We start from the raw sequence: 25,533 nt of genomic DNA, 5'->3' as shown, positions 1-25,533 counted from the left end.
AAGGGACCAGACCGATGTTGACCATGTACTCGACCCCCTGGTGCGGCTACTGCCACCGGCTCAAGTCGCAGCTCGACCGGGAGGGCATCGGATACGACGTCGTCGACATCGAGCAGGACCCGAAGGCCGCCGAGTTCGTGATGAGCGTGAACGGCGGCAACCAGACGGTCCCGACGATGCGCTTCGACGACGGCACGACGATGACCAACCCGTCGATCGTCCAGGTGAAGGAGCATCTGGCCGCGCTCTCCGCGTGAGAAGAGCGTGACCAGCAGCTGAAGGAGGAAGCCGGGCCGCCCCCGAGGGTGGCCCGGCTTCTCCGCGTGCACACCATTCCGTGGCGGCGGAACGGTGTGGGTCAGGGGATGAGGGCGGGGATGCTCGAGTCGAGCAGGCCCTGCCGCTTCAGCTCCAGATAGAGCGGCGTGCTCTCGGGGTAGTGCCCCCACGCGTGGTCGCCGTCGCCGACCCCGACGCCGCCGAGCAGCTGCTGCTGCACGGGAGTGAACGTCTCCCACTCGGGCGTGCCGGGCAGGCCGGCGACGTCGTCGCGGCCGGCCACCCAGCGGTACGTGTACCCGAAGAAGGCACCCACGCGGGTGATCGGCGAGTAGTTGTCGGAGCGCGCGTGCCACAGGCGCCGGTCGAAGACCACGAGGTCGCCCGGGTTGGCGGTGATCTGAAGAGCACCCTCGGGCTGCGGCCACGGTACGCCGCGCGACGGCGGGCCCGGCAGCCAGTTGGTCAGGTGGCTGCCCGGCAGCACGGTGAAGTTGCCCCGGCCGGTCTCGGACACGTCGGAGAGCCAGTACGCCAGCTTCACCGACATCATCGGCCGCGGGTCGGTCTCCAGCTCACGGTTCTGCCGGCCGCCGTCCTGGTGCCAGTGCCACCAGTCCTTCTGCTTCTCGTGGATCTGCGGGTGCACATCGACGTGCGAGTGGTAGACGTGCACGTTCCAGCCGAGCAGCGACCAGATGTACTTGAAGGCCTTCGGGTGGTCGAGCAGGAAGGCGATCTCCGGGTTGTTGGTCACCGCCGAGAGCTGGTGCAGCGCGCCGGTCGGCCCGAGGCCGCCTTCGCGCGCGGCTTTCTCCTTGGACCTCAATATCGCCGTGCGGGCGACCGCGACCTCGTCCTCGGTCAGCACCGCGGGTATCACCAGGAAACCGTCGCGCTGGAACTGCGCGCGCTCCTCGGCGGTCATCGGGGTCCAGGTCTGCTCGGCAACCAGGCTCATGGGAAGGGAACCACCTCTCCTTGTCTGCTCTTCAGACGCTGGAGCTTGCTCCCACAGTTGCAAAGTTAGTGTGAAGAACCCTCTGCTTAGAAAAATGTGAAGCCCTTATCGGGCGAAATCCCCCAACCAACGTTCGATGAGATAAAAGGCGATCGACGCACGCATAGGCAGATTCATCCGTACGCCGGAAGCACCGTCGACGAGATCTCCATCGATCATTTGCGCGATCTGACCACGGGTGAACCAGCGCGCCTCGTCGATCTCCTCGGGATCCACGGTGATCGGCTGGTCCCGGTCCGCCTCGGCGGTGTACCCGAGCATCAGCGAGCCAGGGTACGGCCACGACTGGCTGCCCTCGTACCGCAGGGACCGGAGCCGCACGCCCACCTCCTCGCGCACCTCGCGGACGACGGAGGCCTCGGCCGACTCGCCGGGCTCGACGTACCCGGCGAGGCACGAGAAGCGCCGCACCCCGTCGACCGCGGGCCAGGCGGCGTTGTGGCCCAGCAGGCAGCGCCCCTCCGGACCGGAGACCCCGTCGTGGACGAGCACGATCATCGCCGGATCGGTACGCGGCCACATCTGCCGGCCGTCCGCGTCGACCCGCGACCACCCCGCCTCCACGACCGTGGTCGGCTGCCCCGACCGCGGCGAATACCGGTGGGTGGCGTGCCAGTTGGCCAGCGCGGCGGCCGTGGTGAAGATGCCGGCGTCGCGCGGGTCCAGCCGGTCGCCGATGTCGCGCAGCGTCCGGGCCTCGGCACCGGGCACCTCGGGCAGCGGCGCGTCGATCGCGAAGATCGGTACGCCGGCCGGGTCGACGCCGAGGAACAGCCGCTCACCGTCCGGGGCGGCGTCGGCGCCGACCAGCACGAGCCTCGGATCGTCGGCTGCCACGCCGGACACGAGCGCACGACCGCCCTTGGCGATGTCCACGACCACGACCAGGCCGGTCTTCCACGCCTCCGCCAGCCACGCGGCGTCCTGACGGCGATGCGCGGCCCGGTCCAGGCTCGTGCGCGCCAGCGGGGGCCCGTCCAGACCGGGCTGCTCCCCCACGTCCGGCTGCTCCCCGGCCTCGGGCCGCGAACCAACGCCCGGCGACGAACCGACGCCCGGCTGATCGTCCGACAAGGGGTTCACGCCGCGCCGCGCTCCACCGGCGTGAGGGCCGCGAGCTGGCCCTCGACCTTCTCGGCGTCGCCCAGCACGACCGACACCGCCCGCGACGGGGCCAGGTACTGCGCGGCGACCTCGGCCACCTGCTCCCGGGTCGCCGAGGACAGCGCCGCCGAGTGCTCGGTCAGGTAGTCCAGGCGCAGGCCGAAGCTCGCGTAGATGCTCGCCAGCCCGGCGAGCCCGGCCTGGGTGGACATTCCCAGGCGCAGGGTGCCCAGGGCGTACCGGCGGGCCTGCTCGAGCTCCTCCTCGCCGGGCGGGAGGCTGGCGATCCGGCCCAGCTCGTAGAGCGTCTCGAGCATCGCGGGGCCGGTCACCTCGGTGGCCACCTCCGCCGCCACCACCAGCGCGGAGCCGGCGAGGAAGTGCTCGATCGCGGTGTGCGGCCCGTACGTGTAGCCCTTGTCCTCCCGGATGTTCTCGACCCACCGTGAGGAGAAGTAGCCGCCGAAGACCATGTTGGCCAGTTGCAGGGCGGCGTAGTCGGGGTCGGTGCGCGGCACGGCCGGAAGCGCCATCCGCAGCGAGGACTGGACCGCGCCCGGCCGGTCGACCAGCAGCAGCGGGCCGGGCTCGAGCGGCGGCGTGGCGGGCAGGTTGCCGTCGCGGCCCGCGCCGATCCACCCGCCGAGCGCCTTCTCGGCCGTGTCGATCGCCTTCTCGACGTTGATGTCGCCGACGAGGACCAGCACCGAGCCGTCGGGGCGGACCCGGTCGGCGTGCAGGGCGCGCAGCTGCGCCGGGCGCACGCCGCGGACCTGCTCCGGCTCGGGGGTCTGGACCGCGTACGGGTGCCGGCCGTACATCCGCTTGAGCAGCGCCGTGCGGGCGACGTGGGCCGGCTGGCTCTGCGCGACCTGGATGTGGTCGACGAGCCGCTCGCGTTCGGTGGCGACCTCGTCCGCCGGGTACGCCGGATCGGTCAGCACGCCGGCGAGGATCTCCAGCATCCGGTCGAGGCCGCCGGCCAGGGAGTTGCCGGTGACGAGCAGCGTGTCGGGGTCGAGACCGGCCGACAGTCCACCGCCGACCGCCTGCAGCTCGGCGGCGATGTCGATGCTGGACATGGTGGCCGTGCCGGTGAACAGCGCCTGGGACAGCAGGGTGGCGCGGGCCAGCGGCGCCCGCCCGAACGGCACCCGCAGCCGCAGCTCGACCAGCGGCACGGCGGGCCGGCGGATGGCGATGACGGTCAGGCCGCTGCTGAGCGTGCGCTCGGCCTGCTTCGGCAGCCTGATCTTCGAGTCCGGCACGAGGTCCGGCAGGGAACGGTTGCTCACTGGTTGACTCCCGGGACGACCTCGACGGTGGCGCGGCGCTCGGGCCGCAGGGTGGCGGCGGCCGCGACGATCTGCGCCTCGGTGACCTCGCCGACCAGCTTCGGCAGCTCGTTGAGCAGCTCCGGCCGGCCGCGCTGCAGCTCGAGCACCGCCATGGGCAGCGCGCGGCCGAGCACCGCGTCGGTGTCGCGGAGCAGGTGGGTGGCCATGCGGGCCTGGGTGCGGGCGAGCTCGCCCGCCGTGAGCCCGCCGGTGGCGAGCCGGTCCAGCTCCTCGTCCACGACCCGCAGCACCTTGTCCGTGTCGCCGCCGGGTGGCAGGTGGGCCTGCAGCAGCAGCGCGGTCGGGTTGCGCACCTGGTACTCGTCGCCCATGAAGCCGATGTAGCCGCCGATGGTCGTGGCGATCCGGTCGCGCTGCACGAGCCGTTCGACCAGCCGGGAGGCGTCGCCGTCGGTGAGGACCTCGGCCAGCACCACGTACGGCAGGTAGTCGGTGAAGTCGGCGATCGGGTCCGGCACCCGCCAGGCCGACGCCACGGCCGGCAGCGGGGCGAGCCGGTCGACGTAGCTCTCCCGGCGCTCGGCGCTCGGGCCCGGCTCGGCGAAGTCCGGCAGCTGCGGCTTCGGCCGGGCCGGCACGTCGCCGAAGTGGTGCTCGATGAGCTTGGTGGCGGTGGCCACGTCGAAGTCCCCGGCGACCGCGAGCGTCGCGTTGCCCGAGGCGTAGTACTTGCGGAAGAACTCGGCGGCGTCGTCGACCGTCGCGCTCTCCAGGTCGGTGAAGGAGCCGTAGCCGTCGTGGGCGTTGGGGAAGGTCTCGAACATCACCGGTGGCAGCTTCAGCCAGGGGAAGCCACCGTACGGCCGGTTGAGGACGTTGACCCGGATCTCCTCCTTGACCACGTCGACCTGGTTGCGCAGGTTCTCCTCGGTCAGCCGGGGCCCGCGCATCCGGTCGGCCTCGAGGAACAGCGCGCGTTCGAGGGCGCCGGCCGGCAGCACCTCGAAGTAGTCGGTGTAGTCCAGATGGGTGGATCCGTTGAAGCTGCCGCCGGCGCCCTGCACGTGCCGGAAGTGGGCGAGCTTCTCGAGGTTCTCCGAGCCCTGGAACATGAGGTGCTCGAAGAGGTGGGCGAACCCGGTCCGGCCCTGCGGCTCGGAGCGGATGCCGACGTCGTACACCACGGCCACGCCCACGACAGGGGCGCTGCGATCGGGCGTGAGGACCACCCGCAATCCGTTGTCGAGGGTGAACCGTTCGACCGGGTACTTCGTCGCGGGGATCTTCATTGTGCGGGCCACCCTGAGAATCTATCCCGACGCACCGGCATCCGGCCGGTACGCCCGGTCACCGGTTGGGACCTCAGTGCTAGTTTCGCGGTGCGGAGTCCACGACGTCAGCAAATGCATCGATATCTGCGGGGGTTTCCTGTGCCGGTTGAGCTGCGACTGGAATGCGCGTCGACCGAGGACGCCGAGTCGCTGCACCGCTGGCTGCGCGGCGAACAGGCGGTACGCGTCGACGGGCGGCTCGCACGCGCCCGCAGCACCGATGAAGAGACGATGGGCACACTTCTGGACGTGCTCACCCTCGTCATCGGCAGCGGGTTGTCCGCGGGTCAGCTCGCCCTGGCAATCGCCTCCTGGCGGGATTCCCGCAAACCCTCCCCCCGGGTGACGATCGTGCACACCGCGGCGGACGGCTCGACCACCGTGATCGAAGCGGAGGACCATCGCAGCCTGACCACCGCCCTCCAGCACCTCGAAGACGGCGAGCAGCAGTGACCCATGAGTGACGTGGCGGACCCGGCCGGCTCCCAGGTCGTGCTCATCGGCGTCTCGGCGTACCGGAGGCTCTCGGAGCTGCCCGCCGCCCGGCGCAACGTGACCGACCTGCGCGACCTGCTGCGCAACCAGGATCTGTGGGGCGTGCCGGCGGAGAACTGTCACGTGCTCGTCGATCCCGAGGACCCGGCCGAGGTCAGTCGCGCCATCCGCAAGGCGGCCGCGGCGACCGAGCGGGACGGGCTGCTGCTGGTCTACTTCGCCGGGCACGGGCTGGTCGACGCGGACGACGACAACCTGATCCTCGGGCTGCCCGGGTGCGATCCCGAGGTGCCCTACGAGCGCGGGGTCCCGTACGAATGGATCCGCCGCGCGGTCGCCGACACCCGGGCCCGGCGCCGGGTCGTCATCCTGGACTGCTGCTACTCCGGGCGCGCGGGAGCCGAGATGGGCGGCGACAGCACGGGTACGGACGCCGTCGCCGACAAGGCCGAGGCGGAGGGCACCTGCCTGCTGGTGTCGGCACCCGCGAACCGCCCGGCCATGGCACCGCGCGGCGAGGCGCACACCGCGTTCACCGGCGAGCTGATCCGCCTGCTGCGCGACGGGCTACGGCCACCGCCGCCGGAGGCCACACCGCCCACGTTGACCGTCCACACTCTCTGGCGCGTCGCGCGCCGCGCCATGCTGCGCCGCGGGTACGAGCGTCCGGAGCTGCGCGCCCGCGACTCCGGCGCCGAGATCTCCCTGGTGCACAACGCGGCGGCGCCCCGGCGCAACCTCGCCGGCAGCGTGCTCTACGCGGCGCCCTGGTTCGTCGACGAGGACCTCGGCCAGCGGGCGATCCTGGTGCTGCGGCACAACCAGACCGGCGCGCTCGGCGTGTGCATCACCCAGCCGGAGGGTGAGCTGCCGGCCGACTTCCCCGCCGCGTGGCGCCCACTGCTGCGCAACCCGGTCATGCTCTTCCACGGCGGCCCGGTCGCCCAGGACGGCTACATCGTGGTCACGCTGCTGCGCGCGGGCGCCGCGAAGCCGCTGCGGTTCACGCCCGTTCGCGACCGGCTGGGGACGCTGCATCTCTCCGGCAATCCCGAGGACGTGGCCGGCAGCGTCGACGCGATGCGGGTGTTCGTCGGCTACCTCGGCTGGCGCGCCGGCGAGCTGGAGGAGTACCTGGACCGGGGAGCTCTGATCGCCAGCCGGCACTCGTCCCGGCAGGTCTTCACCGAACGCCCGGGTGAGCTGTGGCAGTCCCTGCAGGCGGGCCGATGACGACGCCGGAACCGGAGTCGGTGGGTGAGGGCCTGAGCCCGGGCGAGCTGCTGCTGCTCGACCGGCTGATGACGGCGCTGCACGACGCCGACCAGATCACGCTGCTGCTGGGCTCGGGCGTCACGGCCGCGGCCGTCCCGCGGGTCCAGGGCGTCCTGGACATCGCCGACAGCTACGCCGCGGGCCGCAACGACGACGGGGCGCTGGAGCGGGCGCTCGCCCAGGCGCGGGCCGAGCTCGTGGGGGCGCGGACGATCGACGTCTATCGCGCGTACCGGCGGGTGTTCACCGACTGGGTGTCCGGCGGGGCGTTCGACGTCATCGCGCAGCAGGCGGTGCTCAAGGCGTACGCCGCGCCGGACCCGATGGAGTCGCCGCTGGCGACGCACGGCCTCGGGCAGCGCCTGGAGCGCGGTATCGCCGAGGGGGTGGAGAACGACCGCTTCTCGTGGAACCTGCCGCGCGGCGTGCAAGCGCTGGGGCACCTGCTCGCCCGCATCCCCGAGGCGTTCGACCACCGGCTGCTGACCACGAACTTCGACCCGCTGCTGGAGATCGCGATCCGCGACGCAGGCGGCCGCGCGGTCAGCCTGCCGCTGGACATCGGCGGCAGCTTCGGGCACACCGGCAGCTCGGACGGCGCCGTACGCGTCTTCCACCTGCACGGCTTCTGGCGTCCCACCCTGCACGTCCGCGGCCCGCAACTGCTGCACGACCCGGTACGCCTCGCGGACAACGCCACCCTCGTCGCGGCGGCCGCCGACCTGATCCGCGGCGACACGGTCTGCGTGATCGGCGCCAGCGACTGGGCCGGGACCATCACCGCGGCGCTGGCCCGGACCCGGCCGATGCGGGTGCTGTGGGCCCTCAACGACGCCGACGCGGCGACCGCGCTGAGCACCGCGGAGCGGCTGCGCGAGCGCACCGGCGTCCCGGTCGAGTGCTTCCCCGGCGTCGACTCCGAGCGGCTCTTCCCCGCGCTGGCCGAAAGGGCCCAGGTGCCCGTGCCCCCGCGCGCCACCGGCCTCAAGAACCGGGTGCGGCACCACAGCTGGGAACGGCAGCTCGTCTCCCAGCCGGGCACCCTGCCCCCGCGCGACGTGCCGGGCCTGCTGCTGCAGCTGGAACGCCGGTTCGGCTGGGTCACCCAGCTGAGCGGCACGGTCCAGCCGATCCGCCTGCTGTGGCCGGTACGCCTGCGTCCGCGGGCCTCGGTGATCCACATGGTGCAGGCGTTCGCGGCCGGCGCCCTCGCCCGCCTCGGCGTGGAGGTCCGCGTCTGCATCGACGACGTGGGCACCCGCGATCACGAGGTGCAGGCCGACTTCCGCGCGGACCTCGACCGGTGGATCGACCACACCGGCCACGGCGCCGTCCGCGAGTTCGTCAGCCTGTCGGACTTCCTCGACCAGAGCGCCCGGCACCCGGCGGCCGGTACGCCCGAGGAGCTGCTGCGCCCCACAGATCCCTGGTCGGTGGCGCGCACCTTCTACGGCGAGCACAACCCGTCGCTCTACAGCCTGCTCGCCGCGGTGAAGGCCGTGCCCAACCTGACGTCGTGGGACGAGCTCGAGAAGAACGCGTGGCCGATCGTGCAGTCGGTGCTGCGGACGGATGCGAAGAACCTGTTGACGCCGCTGACGCTGTGGCCGTACCTGAACAGCATGCTCTTGGAGAGCGCCACCAACGACGTCATGACGCTGGGCGGGCGCGACGAGGCCATCCTGTGGGCACAGTGGCGGCAGACGTTCGGGTTCGGGCCGGGGCACCTCTACAACCCGTATATCAAGAACCTGAAGCACGATGCGCACATGCTGCGCTGGTCGTCGCAGGAGGAGCTGAGCCGGCATCTGTACCGCACGCGGGAGCTGCCGGGCTGGGACGCGGAGGGCAGCTACATCCCCTGGCTGTTCCAGAACGCGCTCCTGCTGCCCGGCTACCTCAACCAGGAGCCGGTCCCGGAGACCGAGGAGTTCCCGCTGGACTCGTGGGCCGCGTTCGTCGCGGCGATCGAGGACGGCAAGCCGGTCCTCGACGACCTCGCCGCCCGGGTGACGAACCTTTTTCTCCAATGACATGCACGGTGGGCCGTTCGGCGGTCGCGGTCTTGGCGGTACGGAGCTAGCGTCGTACCCATGACTGCCACCGTGCTGGAGCGCGTCGGACACCACACCGCGACCGTCGACGACCACGCGGATCTGTGCGTCACCGCGCTCGGGAGTGAGCTGACCGCGTACCTGGCGGGGGCGGCGACCGTGGCCGAGTTCGAGTCCTGGTTCGCCGCGCCCACCCGGCCGGGCTACCTGGTACGCCGGAGGCTGGCCGCCGCCGCGGAGATCATCAGCGTCTTCGAGACCGCCAACCGCACCGGCCTCGCGGCCGCGTGGCTGCGCGAGGTCGACGCGGACGGTTACGTGCCGGCCCGCGTGCTGCGCATGTCCGAGGGCGACGAGACCAGCGTGAAGGCCCTGCTCGAGGCGGCCGCGGCCTGGTCGCTCAGCCCCGCGGCAGGGTAGCGCCGGTCGGCTGTTCGAAGGCTGCCAGCGAGCCGTTGAGGTAGCGGCTCGCGTGTCCGGCCAGGTCCACGTGGTCGCGGAAGTGCCGGAGCACGGCGCCGCGAACGCCGATCCGCGGCAGGGTGAACGTCTTCTTGCCCCCGCCGGTCACGTCCTCCACCGCGAGCTCGCCCTTGGCGCTGATCAGCAGCGTCGAGTTCGGCGCCCGGTGGGTGCTGGTCAGCCGGATGTCGATCCCGATGCCCTCGGCCGCGGTCCGCCGCAGCAGGCCGTCGACCACCTCCGGCACGGTCGCCGGCGCCAGCAGGTCGGCGCGGCGCGGATCGGCGGCCTTGCCCACCGGCACGACGACGTGCAGCACCCAGGTGGTCACGCCGAGCCGGACCAGAAGGTCACGCAGCGCTGTCAGGTGGTCGGCGGTGTGGTTGCGCGCCGTGACCACCGTCTGCACGCTGCACGGGATTCCCGCCCGCACGGCACGCCTGATCGCGTCCTGCGCGTAGACCGCCGAGCTCGTCCGCGGCGGCACGAACCGGCGGTTGCCCGGGCGCAGCGCGTCGTTGACCGCCGGGTCGGCGCTGTCCAGCGACACGCGTACGTGCGCCCGATGCCGCTGAAGCAGCGGCACGATCCGGCTGAAGTCCCCGACCCCCGAGGTGTCGAGCACGATCGCCTTGCCGGTGGCGGCCAGCCGTTCCATCAGCCGCTCGGTGCGCTCGATCCGGGCCAGGGGCTCGCCGCCGGTGACCACGCCCACCATCGCCGGGGTGGCGCCGGCGACCCGGAGCACCCGCCTCAGCCACCGGCCGTCCTCCTGGTCGCGGTAGCCGGTCATCAGGTCGTCGGCGTGGCAGTACGCGCAGCGCAGCGGGCAGTACGCGGTCGCGAAGCAGTTCACGACCAGCGGCGCGTCGACCACCGGCAGGCTGTCGAGGCGCCCGACCACCGACCGCCCGAAGAACGCCCGGCGCGGGATGGCCGGCTCGGTGTCGCAGATGCCCAGCTCGGCAAGCGTACGGATCTCGTCGGCGCAGCCCCCGACAGCGGCCACCCGGCTGCCGACCCGGCGCAGCACGGCCTGGTGCGCGGGGTCGAGCGCGAAGAAGTGGTCGCGGGCCGGCACGTAGGCGATCGGCCCGCGCACCCGTACCCCGGGCGCGAGCCGGACGGCAAACACCGGGGAATCGTTCCACAGTCGGTAGTCATTTCCCGGTCACCACGCGCCACCTTCTGCCTGGTGGGTCATCGGGTACGCGACAACAAGGCGCTGGTCCGCCGCATCGCCGCCGAGGGGCACACCCTGTGCAACCACTCGTGGGACCTGGAGGCCACCAACGAGCAGCTGCACCGGGCCGCCCCCGACGCCGAGATCAAGTACTTCCGGGCGCCGTACGGCAACTTCTCGCCGCGGCTGGCGGACTTCGCCGCCCGGCTGGGCATGACGCCGCTGCGCTGGAACGTGGACGACCAGTGCTACCTCACCGCCGACTCTGGTCGCCCTGCCCACCGACGGCTGACGGCCGGTCACTCGCAGACGAGGCCGATCTTGTCGGCCACCGGGAACCCGTCCGAGCCCTCGGCGTCGTCGACCCGGATCTCGTCCACCGGCTGACCGGGGACCAGGTCCGCGATGCTCGCCGGGTCGCTGCAGCCGCGCTCGGGGTGCGACCACTCGAGCTCGGTGCCGTCGGTGACGGTCACGATGACGGTGAAGCCGCTCGCCAGGTTCAGCACGAGCAGGCCGGAGTCCTCGTCGAAGGTGTCGACCGCGCCGTCCTGCCCGTCACCGACCACGATGTCGTCGCCCTCGTCGCCGTCCTCGATCTCGTCGCCGTCCTCGTCCTCGCTCTCGTCGTGCCGCGGGTCCGAGCCGCGCTCGCACTCCTCCGCGTCGGAGACGCCGTCGTCGTCGCTGTCCTCCTCGCCGTCCGGCACGCCGTCGTCGTCGCTGTCCGCCTCGCGGGGGTCGGTCTCGAGGTCGAACTCGTCGCGGTTGCCGAGGCCGTCGTCGTCCAGGTCCTCGTCGCCGTCCAGGACGCCGTCGTCGTCGCTGTCGGCCTCCAGCGGGTCCTGATCGAGCAGGAACTCCTCGACGTTGGTCAGCTCGTCCTCGTCGGGGTCCTCGTCGCCGTCGGAGGTGCCGTCGCGGTCGGTGTCGGCCACCTTGGGCCGGGCGCCGACCTCGTATTCCTGCACGTTGGTCAGCTCGTCGCGGTCCGGGTCGGCGTCGGCGTCGTCGCGGGTGGGGCGCAGCTTGTTGCCGACCTCCCAGCCGTCGGGCATGCCGTCACGGTCGGTGTCCGCCTTGCGGGGGCGCGTCCCGGCCTTGTACTCGGCGAGGTTGCGCAGCTTGTCGCGGTCGGCGTCGCCGTTGGCGTCGTTGCGGCGCGGGTTGAGCCCGTTCGCCTTCTCCCACTTGTCCGGCATGCCGTCGCGGTCGCTGTCCCGCGCGGCACGTCCGCGGTCCCGTCCGTCGCCGGCGGCCAGGGCGGGCGTCGCCATGGGCAGGGCGCCGAGCGTGGCAGCGGTCACGGCGAGGGCGAGCTTCAGGGGACGCTTCACGGCGGTCCTTCCGGCTGGTGACGGGGGGTATATGACCGTACGACCCCGAGTAACAGCCGCAGAAGGTGCCGGACGTTACTGCCACCGTCCTGCCACCGAATCGCTCCCGTTCCCGGCCTGGCCTTTCGGGCTACCCGCAGCGGGTGACCGCCTTCCCACCATGCGGTTCGGGGTTGACGCAGTAATCCGACCTGATCCAGTATTCCCATCCATCAGATAGAGAAACCAGAGTTTGCGCTCCGCCGGACCGAGAGGACATTTCCGTGTACGTCTCGGCACGCACCGACTACGCCGTCCGGGCCATGCTGGCGATCGCCGCCGATCACCCCCACCTGGTCAAGGCGGCCGGCCTGGCCGCGGCCCAGGACATCCCGCTGAGCTTCCTCCAGGGCATCCTGCTCGACCTGCGTCGCGCGGGGCTGCTGCACAGCCACCGCGGCGTCGACGGCGGGTACGCCCTGGCCCGGCCGGCCGAGAACATCACGGTCGGGGACGTCGTCCGGGCCGTCGGCGGAGCGCTGACCACCGTTCGTGGCCTGCCCACGACGACCACGACGTACCACGGGGTCGCGACCGGCCTCAAGGACGTCTGGCTCGCCGTGGAGGAGGCCATCGAGGGCGTCGTGAACCACCGCACCCTTGCTCAACTCACCGTCTCCGCCTAGGAGTGATCATGAAATCCCGCACTCTCCGTGCGCTCGCCATTGCCGCTGCTGCCCTCGTGTCCGCGACGACGCTGACCGCCTGTGGTGGCGATGACGCCGCCGCGGGTGGCGAGGCGAAGACCCTCCGGCTCGGCTACTTCCCGAACATCACCCACGCGCCGGCGCTGGTCGGCGTCAAGAACGGCCTGTTCCAGCAGGCGCTGGGCGACACCAAGCTCGAGGCGAAGACCTTCAACGCCGGCCCGGCCGCGATCGAGGCGCTGTTCTCCGGCGCGATCGACGCCACGTACATCGGCCCGAACCCGGCCATCAACGGATGGGCGACCTCCAAGGGCACCGCGCTGAAGATCATCGCGGGCAGCACCTCCGGCGGTGCCGGCCTGGTGGTGAAGCAGGGCATCAACAGCCCCGCCGACCTCAAGGGCAAGAAGATCGCGACGCCGCAGCTGGGCAACACCCAGGACGTGGCGCTGCGCGCCTGGCTGAAGCAGAACAACCTCAACGCCGACCAGCAGGGCGGCGGCGACGTCTCGGTGCTGCCGCAGGACAACGCGACGGCCGTGCAGGCCTTCGCCCAGGGTGCGATCGACGGCGCGTGGGTGCCCGAGCCGAACCTGAGCAAGATGGTGCTCGAGTCCAAGGGCAAGATCCTGGTCAACGAGAAGGACCTCTGGCCCAACGGGCAGTTCGTCACCACCCACCTGATCGTCAAGCAGGAGTTCCTCAAGGAGCACCCGGACACGGTCAAGAAGCTGCTCCAGGGCCACATCGCCGCCGAGAAGTACATCGCGACCGACAACGCCGGCGCCCAGAAGGCCGCCAACGAGCAGATCGCCGCGCTGTCCGGCAAGCCGCTCAAGGACGAGATCCTCGCCGCCGCGTTCAAGAACCTGACCTTCACCAACGACCCGATCGCCTCGTCGCTGTACACCAGCGCCAAGCACGCCGAGGACGTCGGCCTGCTCAAGCCGGTCGACCTCAAGGGCATCTACGACCTCGGACCGCTCAACGAGCTGCTCAAGGCCGACGGACAGCCCGGGGTCAGCGACGCCGCCGCCTCCTGATCGCCCCGCCGGCCGGACCCGCACCCCGCGGGCCCGGCCGGCACTCACCTGCGGAGAACAACCATGAGCATCGCGGAAGCCACCGATCTCAGAACCGAGGTCGTACGCCTCGACCACGTCTCCAAGCAGTACGGCTCCGGCGGCAACGCCCTCCTCGCCCTCGACAAGGTCTCGCTGACCGTGCGCAAGGGCGAGTTCGTGTGTCTGCTGGGCGCCTCCGGCTGCGGCAAGAGCACCCTGCTCTCGCTGGTGGCCGGCCTCGACCGGATCAGCGGCGGCACCCTCGACATCGGCGGGCGGCACGTCTCCCTGATGTTCCAGGAGGCGGCGCTCTTCCCGTGGCTGTCCGTGGCCGGCAACGTCGAGCTGCCCATGCGGCTGCGCGGCGTCGGCAAGACCGAACGCAAGCGCCGCGCCGAGGAGCTGCTCGAGGTCGTCCGCCTCAAGGGCTTCGGTCACAAGCGCCCGCACGAGCTCTCCGGTGGCATGCGTCAGCGCGTCGCCCTGGCCCGCGCCCTCGCCCAGGACGCCGACGTCCTCCTGATGGACGAGCCGTTCGGCGCCCTCGACGCGATGACCCGCGACATCCTCCACGACGAGCTGGAGCGGATCTGGCGCGAGCAGGAGCTGACGGTTCTGTTCGTCACCCACAACGTGCGCGAGGCCGTCCGCCTCGGTGACCGCGTCATCCTGCTGAGCAGCCGCCCCGGCCGGGTCATCGAGGACTTCCGGGTGAGCCACGAGCGGCCCCGGCGCATCGACTCCCCCGAGGTGGCCGGGCAGGCCGCCGAGATCACCGACCGGCTCCGCGCGGAGGTCGCCCGTCATGCAGGCTGAAATCCCGACCCAGATCCCCGACCCGCGGACCGACTCCGACCGCGCGGCCGACCGGGTCACCGGCCTCGACGCGCTCGAGCTGGGCGGCAAGAGCGACCGGCCGTCGCTGGGCGTACGGATCTGGCGCAGCGCGTGGCCGAAGCTGCTCGCGATCGCGATCGTGCTCCTCGCCTGGCAGCTCGTGGTGTGGGCCGAGTGGAAGCCGGCCTACGTGCTCCCGGGCCCGGCCACGGTCTTCCAGGACCTCGGTGACGTGATCAGCACGCTCGACTTCTGGGACGGTGTGCGCCTGACCATGACCCGCGCACTGACCGGCTTCGCCCTGGCGGTCGCCATCGGCACGGTCGTCGGCGCGGCGGTCTCCCGCTTCGCCCCGCTGCGCGCCGCGATCGGCTCGCTCATCACCGGCCTGCAGACCATGCCGTCGATCATGTGGTTCCCGCTCGCCATCCTGCTCTTCCAGATCAGCGAGAGCGCGATCTTGTTCGTGGTCGTCATCGGGGCCGCACCCTCGGTCGCCAACGGCCTGATCAGCGGCATCGACTACGTCCCGCGCACCTGGCTGCGGGTCGGGCAGGTCCTCGGCATGACGGGCTTCGCCAAGTACCGCCACCTGATCCTGCCCGCCTCCCTGCCCTCCTTCATCTCCGGCCTGAAGCAGGGCTGGGCGTTCTCCTGGCGCAGCCTCATGGCGGGCGAGCTCCTGGTGATCGTCCCGGGGGCCTTGTCGATCGGCGTACGGATGCAGCAGGCCCGCGACCTCAACGAGTCCAGCCTGGTCATCTGCTTCATCATCGTGGTGCTGGCGATCGGTCTGCTCATCGACGTGCTCTTCAACGCGGCCGACAACGCCTTGCGCAAGCGCTGGGGCCTGACCGGCTCCTAGAGTGGACGCACCGACTTCAGGACGTCCTCGACCACGTAGTCGAACTGCTTGTGGGTGCCGGGGATCGACACGTACAGCACCGCGGCGGTCGGCTTGCCGACGTCGATGATCGCCACGGCCGAGAGCTCGTCCGTGGCGGTCAGCCCCGGCGCCTGGAAGTGCAGCCGGAACTCGCTGAGCCACGCCGGCCGCCCGCCCAGCGTCGTCATCTCGTCCCGCAGCGGCTCCAGCCGGTTCGGCTGCGGGTAATACTCGGCGCGCACGTCGGCGGCCACCTGCCGGCCGACGCACTCCAGGTTGAGCGTCACCGCATCGTTGTCCGCCGCCGGCACCGCGGCCGACAGGATCGAGGCATGGTACGAGCCGCCGCTGTACTCCTCGGTGACGAAGTGCTGCCCGACCTTGTAGGGCACCTCGAGCGTGCCCGCCCGCCACACCGTGTCCCACGGGACCCAGGGAGCACCGTACTTGCGGTAGGAGATGCCGGCCTCGGTGTCGGTGGTCCGCTCCCCCGTCGCGGGCGGCACCCGCTGCGGCTTCGCGGTCGGCCCCGCACTCGGCGGCACGGTCGGTGCCGGGCACATCTGGGCCAGCGGCGGCCGGACCTCACTCGGCCCGGAGGCCTTGCTCCCGAACGGGTCGCCGTCCGAGGTGAGCGCCACGATCAGGATGATCGTCAGACCGATCGCCAGGATCGCCCCGGCCACGCCGGCAAAGATCACCATCTGCCGCCGGCGCCGTCGTGGTCCCTCATCCCGAGGCGGCCCCGGCGGCTCGTCGGGCGGCGGCACCACCGGGGGTACGCCCGGAGCAGTCACAATCCCCGAAGCCCACGGACCACCCGGCCGCGACCAGGCGGCGATGGAAGTCTGCGTGCCCTCGGACATCACTCCAGTGAACACCACGGGGGCGCCTCGCGGGTGACCGCCCGACGTGGCGGTCACCGCACCAGGGCCACACCCGCCTCGGCGGCCGGCGGGATCGTCTCGACCACCGACGGGCCGGCGTCGCCGTAGCTGACCGCGGCATACCAGGGGGTGAACGCCACCGCGAGCACCAGAGCCAGACCGAGCACTGCCAGCGCGAACACGATCGCGAGCTCGCGACGTCCGGACACGGTGTTCATGCAAGGCCTCCCAGGCAGTGCCGTTCCCCCTCGGCCTTCTCAGCCTGGACCAGGGAGCGGCTCGGCGCAGTCACCCTTAAGACGCAGCGGAACCCGGACGGGTTGCATCCCAGCCAGGAAGATTTCAGGGAACGCCGGTACCGTAACCGAATGGAAATCGTGTATCCCCCGGTCATCGGTCTGGCCAAGACCATGTTCCGGGTCCTGGATCTGCAGATCCAGGTCGACGGCGCACACCACATCCCAGCGACCGGCGGGGCGGTTCTGGCGAGCAACCACGTCAGCTATCTCGATTTCATCTTCTGCGGCCTCGGCGCCCAGCCGGCGAAGCGCCTGGTCCGGTTCATGGCGAAGAAGTCGGTCTTCGACCACAAGGTGAGCGGCCCGCTGATGCGCGGCATGCGCCACATCCCCGTGGACCGCAAGGCCGGCAACGCGGCGTTCCACGAGGCGGAGACGGCTCTCAAGAAGGGCGAGGTCATCGGCGTCTTCCCGGAGGCCACGATCAGCGAGTCGTTCACGGTGAAGGCGCTGAAGTCGGGCGCGGCGCGGCTGGCGCGGGCTGCGGCCGTACCGTTGATCCCGATGGCGGTCTGGGGCCCGCACCGGCTCTGGACCAAGGGCCGCAAGAAAGACCTGACCAAGCGGCACGTGCCGGTGGTCATCACGATCGGCGAGCCGATCGCGGCCACCGAGGGCGAGACGACGGAGAGCCTGACGACGGAGCTGCACCGGCGGCTGACCAAGCTGCTGGACGCGGCGCAGGCGGCGTATCCCGTGCAGCCGTCCGGCCCGGACGACCGCTGGTGGCTGCCCGCTCACATGGGCGGCACGGCGCCGCGCCCCGAGGACATCGGCGACCCGGCCCGCCAGGAGACCTGACACCTTCCCCGGCCCGGCTCGACCGGCCCCGGGAATGCATTACGGCGCCGGACCCCGTGGGGCCCGGCGCCGGAATGTCAGCGCGAAGCTGCGATCAGAGCGGGCGGATGTTGGCCGCCTGCGGGCCCTTCTGGCCCTGGGTGACCTCGAACTCCACCCGCTGGTTCTCGTCCAGGCTGCGGTAGCCGGAGGTCTGGATAGCGGAGAAGTGGGCGAAGACGTCGGCGCCGCCGTCGTCCGGGGTGATGAACCCGAAGCCCTTGTCCGCGTTGAACCACTTCACAACGCCGGTAACCATGATCGTCTCCTCGACGGTCGATCGCTCCCGACCATTATGGACGGGAGCGAGGTGGTAAGACCCGTTTTTCCGGGACTCGTGTCGCCGTACTGATCGCCCGTACCGGAGAAACCCGGGTTACGACAAAGAGCGCCTGGGGCAGACTTCCCCACAGGCGCTCCTGAGTACTTGGGAACCAAACTGACAACGCTGGGAGCTTAACACGGAGCCGGAGGGGTGGCGATGATCGGCGTACAAGTGGCACAGCGGCTCAAGGACGCCGGCCTGGTCTGGAAGCCGGGGCCGGGCGACCGCTTCGCCATTCCCGGCCGGGACCTCGACGAGGACGTCTTCGTGCTGAGCACCATGACGATCGAGGTCTACCGGGTGCCGGACGGGCAGGTGATCGGCTTCAACGGCACCACGGAGTGGGCGCTCGACGACATCGAGTTCGAGGAGGCGTTGTGGCTTCCGCGGGAGGACCAGCTGCGGGAGCTGCTGGGCGGCACGTTCCGGGCGCTGCGCCGGACCGGCGCCGGCTATGACGTGGACGTCACCCTGCTGGGTGAGGACCGTACGTTCACCGCGGCCACCCCGGAGGAGGGGTATGCGGCCGCCCTGCTGCACCTGCTGGCCGCCGCCGGCCTGTGAGACACGCCGCAGGGCTCACGCTGCGGGGTCGGACTCGGGGAGGTCGGTGATGAGGGCGGCCAGCCCGTCGGCGTCGAGCAGGTCGGCCGGACGTACGGTGACCCCGTCGCGGACGTAGTGGAAGCCGGCCCGCACCCGGGACACCGGCACCTGGGCCAGCGTCGCCCACGCCAGGCGGTAGGCGGCGAGCTGGACCGTCGCCGCGGCCGCGTCGGCGGCGGTGGGACGGCGGCCGGTCTTCCAGTCGATCACGTCGTAGCGGTCGCCGGGCTCGGCGAAGACCGCGTCCATCCGTCCCCGGATCACCACGCCGGCCACGGTGGTGGCGAACGGGACCTCCACCTCGATCGGCGTGCGGTCGGCCCACTCGCCGGCCAGGAACGCCTCCTGCAGCGCCGCCAGCTCCTCGTCGGCTGCCGCGTCGTCGTCCGCCGCTCCGGGGAGCTCGTCGACGTCGAGGAGGCGCACCGAGCCGTAACGCTGCTCGAGCCAGGCGTGGAAGGCGGTTCCGCGGCGGGCGTAGGGGGCCGGGCGGTGCGGCAGCGGGCGGCGCAGGGACCGGGCGAGCAGCTGCGGGTCGCGGCGGAGGACGACGAGCTGGGACACCGAGAGGTGCGGGGGCAGGGCGACCTCGAGCGGGCCGTCGCGGCGGGCGCGCTCCTCGCGCTCGGCCAGCAACAGCGTCGCCTCCCGCCGCCAGCGAAGAATGTCCGGATCGTCCTCCGCAGAAGCCGCGGAGGCGGCGGCGTCTGCCGCTCGCGCCGAGTGCCGGCTCGGCTCGGGTACCGATCCCTCGTCGGGCAGGCCGGCGAGCTCGGCCGCCAGCCCGGCGCGCGCCCCGATCTCCTCGTCGGCCTCCGCCAGCTCGGCGAACGCCAGCGCGTCCTCCGGGGTCGGCGCCGCGATCATGCGCCGGATCAGGTCCGCCGCGGCGGCCATCGCCGGGCGGCGGGCGCCCAGCGGGTCCGACGGCCACTCCGCCGACGCCACCAGCTCCGCCGACGGGTTGGCCGCGTCGCCCGGTGGCTCCGGTGTCCAGTGCTCGACCACCCCGGCGCCGTCCTCGCAGGACGCCCGGATCTCGTCGAGGAAGACCGACGGGCCGCGCGGCCGCTTCACGCCGTCGCCCCACCAGTAGCCCGATGCCAGCAGGAGCCGCCGCGGCCGGGTCACCGCCACATAGGCCAGCCGGCGTTCCTCCCGCTCGTCGTGGTCGCGCCAGGCCCGGCCGAACGCCGTCAGGGCAGCGGCGACGTCCTTCTGGTCCACGGCCTCGGCGATGTCCAGCTCCGGCAGGCCGGCGGCGTCGCCGCGCAGCGGGAAGGGCAGCACGCCGATGCCGCCCAGGTAGTTGTCCGAGCCCCTGGTGACACCCGGCCAGACGTTCTTGGTGAGTCCTGCCACGGAGACCACGTCCCACTCCAGGCCCTTGGCCGCGTGGGCGGTCAGGATCTGGACCGCGCCCTCGATGACGTCGACCTGGCCGGGCGCGAGCCCGCGTTCCTCCTCCTCGGCCGCGGCGAGGAACGCCAGGAAGCCGGCGATGGTGCCGCCGTCGGTGTCGCCCGCGTACCGGGCTGCGACGTCGCCGAGCGCGTCGAGGTGGCCGCGGGCCAGGCCCGCGTCGCCCGCGCCCCAGCCGCGGACGGCCACCTCCACGTCGAGGCCGATGGTGCGTTCGATGTCCGCGACCAGGTCCGGCAGCGGTTGGTCCAGGCGGTGCCTCAGCTCCGCCAGCTCCCTGCTGTACGCCCGCAGCCGCGCATAGCCCTCCTGCGAGAACTGCTGCGGCGCCCCGAGATCCGCCATCGCCTCGACGAGCGTGGCGTCGTCCAGCTTGTCCCCGACGACCTGTTGCGGATCCTCGTCACCGGTGGTGCCGGCGACCCGGGCCGCGGCGATCGCGCGGGCACGGCGGTGCAGGGCCACGAGATCCCGGGGCCCGATCCGCCACCGGGCACCCGTGAGCAGCCGCAGCAGCGCCGCGCCGTCGGTCGGGTCGGCGAGGACCCGCAGCGTGCAGACGACGTCGCGTACCTCCGGGGTGTCGAGCAGACCGCCCAGGCCGACCACCTCGACCGGCAGGCCCCGGGAGCGCAGCGCCTCCTCGATCGCCGGGATCTGGCTGCGGACCCTCACCAGCACCGCGCTGGTCGGCCGCTTCTCCAACGGAATGTCGCCGGGGAGCGCCTCCGGCAGCCGGGCCGCCGACCGCCACGCCGCCAGCATCGAGTCGGCGATCCAGTCGGCTTCCTCCGCGTACGTGTTCAGCAGAGCGCAGGCCACCGTACGCCCGCCGACCCGATCAGCCACCCGCTGAGCCGGAATCAGCTCGGCGACGCGGGCGCCGGCGGCGCGCAGCGGCCGCGACAGGGCGTTGGCGACCTGGAGGATCTCCGGCCGGTTGCGCCAGCTGCGGGTGAGGTTGAGCACCCACGCCTCGCGCCCGCCCGGCCCGGTGAACTCGCTGGGGAACCGGTCCAGCGTGCCCGCCGAAGCGCCGCGCCAGCCGTAGATCGACTGGCACGGGTCACCGACCGCGGTCACCGGATGGCCCCCGCCGAACAGCGCATTGAGGAGCACGACCTGCGCGTGGCTGGTGTCCTGGTACTCGTCCAGCAGCACGATCTTGTAGCGCCCGCGTTCGATCTCGCCGACCTCGGGATGGTCGCGGGCGACGAGCGCCGCACGGGCCAGCTGGTCCCCGAAGTCCATCGCCTCCAGGTCGAGTTTGCGCTGGTCGTAGAGGCGGACCAGGGGCAGCAGGGTGAGCCGCTGACGCTGCCGCAGCAGCATGTCGGTGACGTCCTTGTAGACCCGGCCGGGCAGCGACTGCACGTCGGCGAAGAACCGGCCGGTCCAGGCGGCCAGGTCGTCGGGCGTCACCAGATGCTCGGCGAGCTCGCCGGAGAGCGCGAGCACGTCGTCGGTCACCGTGCCCGGCGCGCGGTTCAGGCCGGTCATCTCCCCCGTGTACGAGCGCACGAGCGAGTCCACGATCTGCCACCGCGCGGCCTCGGTGAGCAGGCGTGCGGAGGGCTCATAGCCGGCCCGCAGCCCGTGCTCGGTGACGATGCGGGCCGCGTACGAGTGGTAGGTGGCGACGGTGGGCTCACCGGCCAGGGCGTCCTGCTGCCCGAGCCGCCGGATCAGCTGGCCGAGGCGGGTGCGTACCCGATGGGCGAGCTCGCCGGCGGCCTTGCGGGTGAACGTGAGGCCCAGGATCTCGTCGGGGTGCGCGTACCCGTTGGCGACCAGCCAGACCACCCGGGAGGCCATCGTCTCGGTCTTCCCGGACCCGGCACCCGCCACGACCAGGACCGGCTCGACCGGCGCCGCGATGATCGCGGCCTGCTCCGGGGTGGGCGCGTGCAACCGCAGCAGCTTGGCGAGCTCGACCGGGGTGTAACGAGGCCCGGCGTCGGCCCGCCGGCGCGGCCGGGGCGCCGCGTCCGCGAAAAGGCTCGGCTGGGTCATGCCGGTCCCGGCTCGACGACCTGGCGGCCCTGGCCGCTGATCGGGCAGCTGGTCCGCACGGGACAGACCCGACACTTCGAGTTGGCGACCGCGGAGAAGGTGGCGGCGGCCATGGTGTCGGCGGTGCGGCGGACCATCGCGTACGCCCAGTTCGGGTCCTCGGCCTCGGCGAGCGGCACCTGCATCTGCTCCCGCGCCTCCTTGGTGGGCCCGAGCTGGACCAGGGCCGCCCCGCCGCTCTCCGCGCCCTCACTGAGCGCATCGAAGGCACCGGCGTCCACCGCGGCCTGGTACCCGGCGAGCTGCGCGTGCTCCTCCACCTCACCGGCCGTGACCGCGGTGGTCTTACCGGTCTTCAGGTCGATGACCACGAGGCGCCCCTGCTCGTCGACCTCGAGCCGGTCCACCCGCCCGGTGAGCTGGATCGGCCGGTTCGGGTCGTCGAGCCGGACGGTGAACTCGTGCTCGATCGCCAGCAGCCGCCGCGGATTCCGCGCCAGCCAGCGCAGCAGCTTGTCGACCATGCCCTGGGCACGCTCCTGCTCCGGCCCGGCCAGCCAGCGCGCCGCCAGCTCGATCGCATCGAAGCGCGCGGACACGTACTCGACGAGCCGCTCCCGGTCGGCATTCGCATCCTCGGCGAGCATGGCGGCGGCGTGCACGAGGTTCCCGACCCCCTGAGCGGGCCCGGCCGGCGCGGCGCCGCCGTGCCGTTCGAGCAGCCACCGCAGGCTGCACCGCAGGGCGCTCTCCATCGCCGACGGGGTGACCTTGACCGGTTCGCCCTCGTCGACCAGCGGCCGGTCGTCGGAGAGCGCCCGCAGCCCCCACCACTCGTCGGGGTGGGCGCCCGGGACACCGGCCTGGGCGAGTCGCGCCAGCTCGGCCGCGGCGGCATGCCGCCGGGCAGGCGTGGCATCCGGCGCGATGACAGCGGTACGCAGCTCAGCGACCAGCGCGGACAGGGTCAGCGCCCGGGGCGGGCGTCCTATCGGCACCTCGAGCTCGACTCCGGCCGGCGGGAGCCCCGGATCCGCGGGGGCACCGAGGGACTCGGCACGGTCGGGCTCAACGTCGGCGGGCCCGTCGGTGAGGCGCTCGGCGGGCTCGGCAGTGGGGCGCTCGGCGGGCTCGGCAGTGGGGCGCTCGGCGCGGGCCGACCCGGCACCATTGCGCTCGACGTCCGGAGTTCCGGCGTCGGCCGAACCCGGGTTCGTCGAACCGGAGTCGGTGAAGCCCGGCCCGGGGTCGGAATCGCTCGGGCCGGGTTCGGAGCCGGCCGGGCCGGGTTCGGAGCCGGCCGGGCCGGGTTCGGAGCCGGCCGGGCCGGGTTCGGAGCCGGCCGGGCCGGGACCGGAGCCGATGCTGGGATCGGTGGGGCCGGGGTTTGCCGGGCCGGAGCCAGGGCGAGGGTCGGTCGGGCCCGGGTCGTCCGGGTCCGGAGCTGGGGGCGGGTCATCGCCGCCGCGGCGGTCGGGCAGGGCGAGCTCGGCGAGGAAGCGGCTCGGCTGCTCCTCGCCGTCGGAGCCGCCCACGCTCGCCGACGCGACCGCCGTCACGATCAGGCGCCGGCGGGCGCGGGTCGTCGCCACGTAGAACAGCCGGCGTTCCTCGTCGAGCAGGGCCGAGGTCTGGCCCACCACCGCGGCCGGGCCTGATGCGGCTCGGCCGGCCAGGAAGTCGACCAGCCGTTCCGAGCCGAGGAGGCTGCCGCGCAGGCGCAGGTCCGGCCAGATGCCCTCCTGCACGCCGGCCAGCACCACCACGTCCCATTCCAGGCCCTTGGCGGCGTGGGCGGTGAGCAGGCGGACGGCCTCGCCGCGGTCGGCGGACGGGGCGATGGAGTCGGCGGGCAGGTCCTGGCCCAGGACGTGGTCGAGGAACACCTCGGTGCGGGCGCCGGGCAGGCGGTCCACGAACCGGGCCGCCGCGTCGAAGAGTACGACCATGGCGTCCAGGTCGCGGTCGGCTGCCTCGGCCCGCCACTGGCGCGCCCGGCCTCCTTCGCCGCCGGGCTCGACGGGGGCGCCGCGGGTGCTCAGGGCGTACCAGCGTTCGGCGAGGCCGCTGGCGTGCCAGACGGACCACAGCACCTGCTCGGCGCTGGCGCCCGGCGCGGCGGCGGACTCGCGGGCCACGGCGAGGAGCCGGGCGACGTTCTGGGCCGGCACCGCCCAGCGGCGTTCCACCATGTCGAGGCCGGCGGGGTCGCGGATCGCGTCGACGAGCAGCTCGCCGGAGGGCCGTCGGTCACCGGCCGCCAGCGCGAGCGCGCGCAGACCTTGCCGCAGCCGCCGTTCGGCCAGCGGGTCCGCACCGCCCAGCGGCGAGTGCAGCAGCGCGACCGTGGCCTCCTCGTCGAGCGCCGAGGGCTCGAGTGCGCACCGCAGGAGCAGCAGGAACGGCGCGACGGCGGGCTGCAGGTGCAGCGGGAGATCCTCGGCGTGGGTGACGGTCGGCACCCCCGCCGCAGACAGCCCCCGCTGCAGCGACGGCAGTTGGAGGCTCGTCGAGCGCAGCACCACGGCCATGCGCGACCACGGCACGCCATGCAGCAAATGGGCTTCGCGCAGCGCGTGGGCGACGAACGCCGTTTCACTGGTCGCCGACCGGAACGTGCGCACCACCGCACCCGCGGGCGCCGGGGAGGCGGGTGAAGGACCGCCGAGCGCCAAGGAGGCGGATGAAGAACCGCTCGAAGCGGGGCCGGGGTGCGGGGTGTGCAGAGCTCGGTGGCCGGCGCGGCCGCGCATCCGGCGGGCCACCCGGCTTGTCGACGTGAGCAGTGCCGGCTCCGCGCGGTAGCTCGTGTGCAGGGTGATCGTCTCGGCGAGCGCGCCGGACGCCGTGCGGAACCGGGTCGGGAAGGCGCTCACCGCCTCCGGGTCCGCGCCGCGGAAGCCGTAGATGGACGAGTCCGGGTCGCCGAACGCCACCAGCGGCTTACCGCCCCCGGCGACCAGCGACAGCAGCTCGATCTGGGCCGGGTCCGTGTCGGCCAGTTCGTCGACGTAGACGTACTGCAGCCGCCGGCGCTCCGCCTCGAGCAGCTCGGGGTCGTCGCGGAGGAGGCCGGACGCCGCGCGGACGAGTTCGGCCGGGTCGTAGGCGGTCGAGCCTCGGGTGGTCACGTCGCGGAGCGCGAGGACCGCGACGTACTCGCGGAGGAAGCGGGCGGCGGCCGGCCAGTCGTCGCGGCCGAGGCGTTCTCCCAGGCGGGCGAGCTCGACCGGGCCGACGCCGCGTTCGGCGGCTCGTTGCATGAGGTCGCGGAGCTGCTGCGCGAAGGCGCGGGTCGGCAGTGCCGGGCGCAGGGCCTCCGGCCAGCCGATGGTGTCGGGTGCGTCCTCGTCGCCGACGACCGCGAGCAGCTCGCGGATGATGAGGTCCTGTTCCGGGCCGGTCAGGAGCCGGGGGGACGGCTCGCCGCGTTCGGCGGCGGCTCGTCGCAGGAGGCCGAACGCGTACGCGTGGAAGGTCCGCACCAGCGGCTCGTGGAACGTCGGGCCGGAGATCCGCGCCTCGATGCGGTCGCGCAGCGCGGTGGAGCCCCGGCGGCCGAAGGTGAGCACCAGGATCTGCTCGGGGCCCACTCCGGAGGCGATCCGGGCGGCGACCGCCTCGACGAGGATCGTGGTCTTTCCGGTGCCGGGGCCGCCTACGACGAGTAACGGGCCATCGGTGTGCCTCACTACGTACTGCTGCAGCGCGTCCTCACGCAGCGCGGCCGCGGCGGGTGCGGGGCGGCGCACCAGCCGGTAGGCGGGCCGGCGTACCGCCGCGGGAGTCGAGGTCACGGCACCTATGAGACCACGCACCTACGACAAGA

General features: G+C 72.5%; 23 protein-coding genes. 12 read left to right on the top strand and 11 right to left on the bottom strand.

From position 1 onward, the window contains the following. The first annotated feature begins 14 nt into the window (after positions 1-14). Complete coding sequence (locus AB0J80_RS04005; protein WP_364700042.1) at positions 15-257, top strand: mycoredoxin; 243 nt, start codon at positions 15-17, stop codon at positions 255-257. A gap of 101 nt (positions 258-358) precedes the next feature. Here the strand turns inward: AB0J80_RS04005 and AB0J80_RS04000 are convergent, their stop codons facing one another. The 4 genes from AB0J80_RS04000 to AB0J80_RS03985 form a co-directional block, all read right to left on the bottom strand. Further along, the gene (locus AB0J80_RS04000; RefSeq protein WP_364700040.1) at positions 359-1,240 is read right to left on the bottom strand and encodes a phytanoyl-CoA dioxygenase family protein; all 882 of its coding nucleotides are present in this window, start codon (positions 1,238-1,240) and stop codon (positions 359-361) included. Positions 1,241-1,345: 105 nt separating this feature from the next. After that, entirely contained in the window at positions 1,346-2,281 is a 936-nt protein-coding gene (nudC, locus tag AB0J80_RS03995; RefSeq protein WP_364700187.1) for an NAD(+) diphosphatase, read from the bottom strand. 98 nt (positions 2,282-2,379) lie between these two features. Further along, positions 2,380-3,699 carry a pitrilysin family protein gene (locus AB0J80_RS03990; RefSeq protein ID WP_364700038.1) on the bottom strand — a complete coding sequence of 440 codons (1,320 nt, stop codon included), beginning with the start codon at positions 3,697-3,699 and terminating at the stop codon, positions 2,380-2,382. Beyond that, the gene (locus tag AB0J80_RS03985; protein ID WP_364700185.1) at positions 3,696-4,991 is read right to left on the bottom strand and encodes a pitrilysin family protein; all 1,296 of its coding nucleotides are present in this window, start codon (positions 4,989-4,991) and stop codon (positions 3,696-3,698) included. The genes AB0J80_RS03990 and AB0J80_RS03985 overlap by 4 nt, the downstream gene beginning before the upstream one ends. Positions 4,992-5,132: 141 nt before the next feature. Here AB0J80_RS03985 and AB0J80_RS03980 point away from each other — a divergent pair, with 141 nt between their 5' ends. From AB0J80_RS03980 to AB0J80_RS03965, 4 genes are read left to right on the top strand one after another with little or no spacing between them, the layout of a single operon-like run. Further along, on the top strand, positions 5,133-5,486 hold the full coding sequence (locus AB0J80_RS03980; protein ID WP_364700036.1) for a hypothetical protein: 354 nt from the start codon (positions 5,133-5,135) through the stop codon (positions 5,484-5,486). A 3-nt stretch (positions 5,487-5,489) separates the two neighbouring features. Beyond that, positions 5,490-6,761, top strand: coding sequence for a YqgE/AlgH family protein (locus AB0J80_RS03975; protein WP_364700034.1), 1,272 nt, complete (start codon positions 5,490-5,492; stop codon positions 6,759-6,761). Then, the gene (locus AB0J80_RS03970; protein ID WP_364700033.1) at positions 6,758-8,836 is read left to right on the top strand and encodes an SIR2 family protein; all 2,079 of its coding nucleotides are present in this window, start codon (positions 6,758-6,760) and stop codon (positions 8,834-8,836) included. Before AB0J80_RS03975 ends, AB0J80_RS03970 begins: the two co-directional genes overlap by 4 nt. Positions 8,837-8,896: 60 nt before the next feature. Continuing rightward, the gene (locus tag AB0J80_RS03965; protein WP_364700031.1) at positions 8,897-9,277 is read left to right on the top strand and encodes a hypothetical protein; all 381 of its coding nucleotides are present in this window, start codon (positions 8,897-8,899) and stop codon (positions 9,275-9,277) included. On the opposite strand, the gene AB0J80_RS03960 is transcribed toward AB0J80_RS03965, so the two are convergent. Next, positions 9,258-10,454, bottom strand: coding sequence for a radical SAM protein (locus AB0J80_RS03960; RefSeq protein WP_364700029.1), 1,197 nt, complete (start codon positions 10,452-10,454; stop codon positions 9,258-9,260). The two genes, AB0J80_RS03965 and AB0J80_RS03960, sit on opposite strands and share 20 nt — an antisense overlap. Here AB0J80_RS03960 and AB0J80_RS03955 point away from each other — a divergent pair. Continuing rightward, entirely contained in the window at positions 10,359-10,889 is a 531-nt protein-coding gene (locus AB0J80_RS03955; protein ID WP_364700027.1) for a polysaccharide deacetylase family protein, read from the top strand. The genes AB0J80_RS03960 and AB0J80_RS03955 overlap by 96 nt on opposite strands. Here AB0J80_RS03955 and AB0J80_RS03950 read toward each other — a convergent pair. After that, the gene (locus tag AB0J80_RS03950) at positions 10,802-11,839 is read right to left on the bottom strand and encodes a Midasin (protein WP_364700025.1); all 1,038 of its coding nucleotides are present in this window, start codon (positions 11,837-11,839) and stop codon (positions 10,802-10,804) included. The two genes, AB0J80_RS03955 and AB0J80_RS03950, sit on opposite strands and share 88 nt — an antisense overlap. A gap of 263 nt (positions 11,840-12,102) precedes the next feature. Between AB0J80_RS03950 and AB0J80_RS03945 the strand changes: the two genes are divergently transcribed. The 4 genes from AB0J80_RS03945 (at position 12,103) to AB0J80_RS03930 (ending at position 15,291) form a co-directional block, all read left to right on the top strand. Next, positions 12,103-12,504 (top strand): Rrf2 family transcriptional regulator, encoded by a 402-nt coding sequence (locus AB0J80_RS03945; RefSeq protein WP_364700023.1) that lies wholly within the window; start codon positions 12,103-12,105, stop codon positions 12,502-12,504. An 8-nt stretch (positions 12,505-12,512) separates the two neighbouring features. After that, positions 12,513-13,568, top strand: coding sequence for an ABC transporter substrate-binding protein (locus AB0J80_RS03940; RefSeq protein WP_364700021.1), 1,056 nt, complete (start codon positions 12,513-12,515; stop codon positions 13,566-13,568). 63 nt (positions 13,569-13,631) lie between these two features. Next, positions 13,632-14,405 (top strand): ABC transporter ATP-binding protein, encoded by a 774-nt coding sequence (locus AB0J80_RS03935; RefSeq protein ID WP_364700019.1) that lies wholly within the window; start codon positions 13,632-13,634, stop codon positions 14,403-14,405. Beyond that, positions 14,395-15,291: an ABC transporter permease gene (locus AB0J80_RS03930; protein WP_364700017.1), complete on the top strand. Its 897-nt coding sequence runs from the start codon at positions 14,395-14,397 to the stop codon at positions 15,289-15,291. The genes AB0J80_RS03935 and AB0J80_RS03930 overlap by 11 nt, the downstream gene beginning before the upstream one ends. Here the strand turns inward: AB0J80_RS03930 and AB0J80_RS03925 are convergent. Together AB0J80_RS03925 and AB0J80_RS03920 are read right to left on the bottom strand one after the other, a co-directional pair. Next, positions 15,288-15,998: a hypothetical protein gene (locus AB0J80_RS03925; RefSeq protein ID WP_364700015.1), complete on the bottom strand. Its 711-nt coding sequence runs from the start codon at positions 15,996-15,998 to the stop codon at positions 15,288-15,290. The genes AB0J80_RS03930 and AB0J80_RS03925 overlap by 4 nt on opposite strands. Positions 15,999-16,231: 233 nt before the next feature. Next, the gene (locus AB0J80_RS03920) at positions 16,232-16,417 is read right to left on the bottom strand and encodes a hypothetical protein (protein WP_364700013.1); all 186 of its coding nucleotides are present in this window, start codon (positions 16,415-16,417) and stop codon (positions 16,232-16,234) included. Positions 16,418-16,567: 150 nt separating this feature from the next. On the opposite strand from AB0J80_RS03920, the gene AB0J80_RS03915 reads away from it, so the two are divergent. Beyond that, positions 16,568-17,299, top strand: a complete 732-nt coding sequence (locus AB0J80_RS03915; RefSeq protein ID WP_364700011.1) for a lysophospholipid acyltransferase family protein — start codon at positions 16,568-16,570, stop codon at positions 17,297-17,299. Between the two features lie 94 nt (positions 17,300-17,393). On the opposite strand, the gene AB0J80_RS03910 is transcribed toward AB0J80_RS03915, so the two are convergent. Beyond that, positions 17,394-17,597, bottom strand: a complete 204-nt coding sequence (locus AB0J80_RS03910; protein WP_015625344.1) for a cold-shock protein — start codon at positions 17,595-17,597, stop codon at positions 17,394-17,396. A 222-nt stretch (positions 17,598-17,819) separates the two neighbouring features. Between AB0J80_RS03910 and AB0J80_RS03905 the strand changes: the two genes are divergently transcribed. Further along, the gene (locus AB0J80_RS03905) at positions 17,820-18,227 is read left to right on the top strand and encodes a pilus assembly protein CpaE (RefSeq protein WP_364700009.1); all 408 of its coding nucleotides are present in this window, start codon (positions 17,820-17,822) and stop codon (positions 18,225-18,227) included. Positions 18,228-18,242: 15 nt separating this feature from the next. Here AB0J80_RS03905 and AB0J80_RS03900 read toward each other — a convergent pair whose 3' ends face one another. Further along, complete coding sequence (locus AB0J80_RS03900) at positions 18,243-21,704, bottom strand: UvrD-helicase domain-containing protein (protein WP_364700007.1); 3,462 nt, start codon at positions 21,702-21,704, stop codon at positions 18,243-18,245. Next, positions 21,701-25,456, bottom strand: coding sequence for a UvrD-helicase domain-containing protein (locus AB0J80_RS03895; protein WP_364700183.1), 3,756 nt, complete (start codon positions 25,454-25,456; stop codon positions 21,701-21,703). The genes AB0J80_RS03900 and AB0J80_RS03895 overlap by 4 nt, the downstream gene beginning before the upstream one ends. Positions 25,457-25,533: the final 77 nt, after the last annotated feature.

The organism is Actinoplanes sp. NPDC049548 (assembly GCF_040676695.1).
Lineage (GTDB): Bacteria > Actinomycetota > Actinomycetes > Mycobacteriales > Micromonosporaceae > Actinoplanes.
This window is presented reverse-complemented; position numbering and strand designations above follow the sequence as displayed.

Bases quoted from the DNA above. Each gene is read 5' to 3' on its own strand.
- AB0J80_RS03910 (WP_015625344.1), bottom strand. From the start codon at position 17,597: ATGGTTACCGGCGTTGTGAAGTGGTTCAACGCGGACAAGGGCTTCGGG.
- AB0J80_RS03920 (WP_364700013.1), bottom strand. From the start codon at position 16,417: ATGAACACCGTGTCCGGACGTCGCGAGCTCGCGATCGTGTTCGCGCTG.
- AB0J80_RS03905 (WP_364700009.1), top strand. From the start codon at position 17,820: ATGATCGGCGTACAAGTGGCACAGCGGCTCAAGGACGCCGGCCTGGTC.
- AB0J80_RS04000 (WP_364700040.1), bottom strand. From the start codon at position 1,240: ATGAGCCTGGTTGCCGAGCAGACCTGGACCCCGATGACCGCCGAGGAG.
- AB0J80_RS03970 (WP_364700033.1), top strand. From the start codon at position 6,758: ATGACGACGCCGGAACCGGAGTCGGTGGGTGAGGGCCTGAGCCCGGGC.
- AB0J80_RS03940 (WP_364700021.1), top strand. From the start codon at position 12,513: ATGAAATCCCGCACTCTCCGTGCGCTCGCCATTGCCGCTGCTGCCCTC.
- AB0J80_RS03930 (WP_364700017.1), top strand. From the start codon at position 14,395: ATGCAGGCTGAAATCCCGACCCAGATCCCCGACCCGCGGACCGACTCC.
- AB0J80_RS03975 (WP_364700034.1), top strand. From the start codon at position 5,490: ATGAGTGACGTGGCGGACCCGGCCGGCTCCCAGGTCGTGCTCATCGGC.
- AB0J80_RS03985 (WP_364700185.1), bottom strand. From the start codon at position 4,991: ATGAAGATCCCCGCGACGAAGTACCCGGTCGAACGGTTCACCCTCGAC.
- AB0J80_RS03900 (WP_364700007.1), bottom strand. From the start codon at position 21,704: ATGACCCAGCCGAGCCTTTTCGCGGACGCGGCGCCCCGGCCGCGCCGG.
- AB0J80_RS03935 (WP_364700019.1), top strand. From the start codon at position 13,632: ATGAGCATCGCGGAAGCCACCGATCTCAGAACCGAGGTCGTACGCCTC.
- AB0J80_RS03915 (WP_364700011.1), top strand. From the start codon at position 16,568: ATGGAAATCGTGTATCCCCCGGTCATCGGTCTGGCCAAGACCATGTTC.
- AB0J80_RS04005 (WP_364700042.1), top strand. From the start codon at position 15: ATGTTGACCATGTACTCGACCCCCTGGTGCGGCTACTGCCACCGGCTC.
- AB0J80_RS03965 (WP_364700031.1), top strand. From the start codon at position 8,897: ATGACTGCCACCGTGCTGGAGCGCGTCGGACACCACACCGCGACCGTC.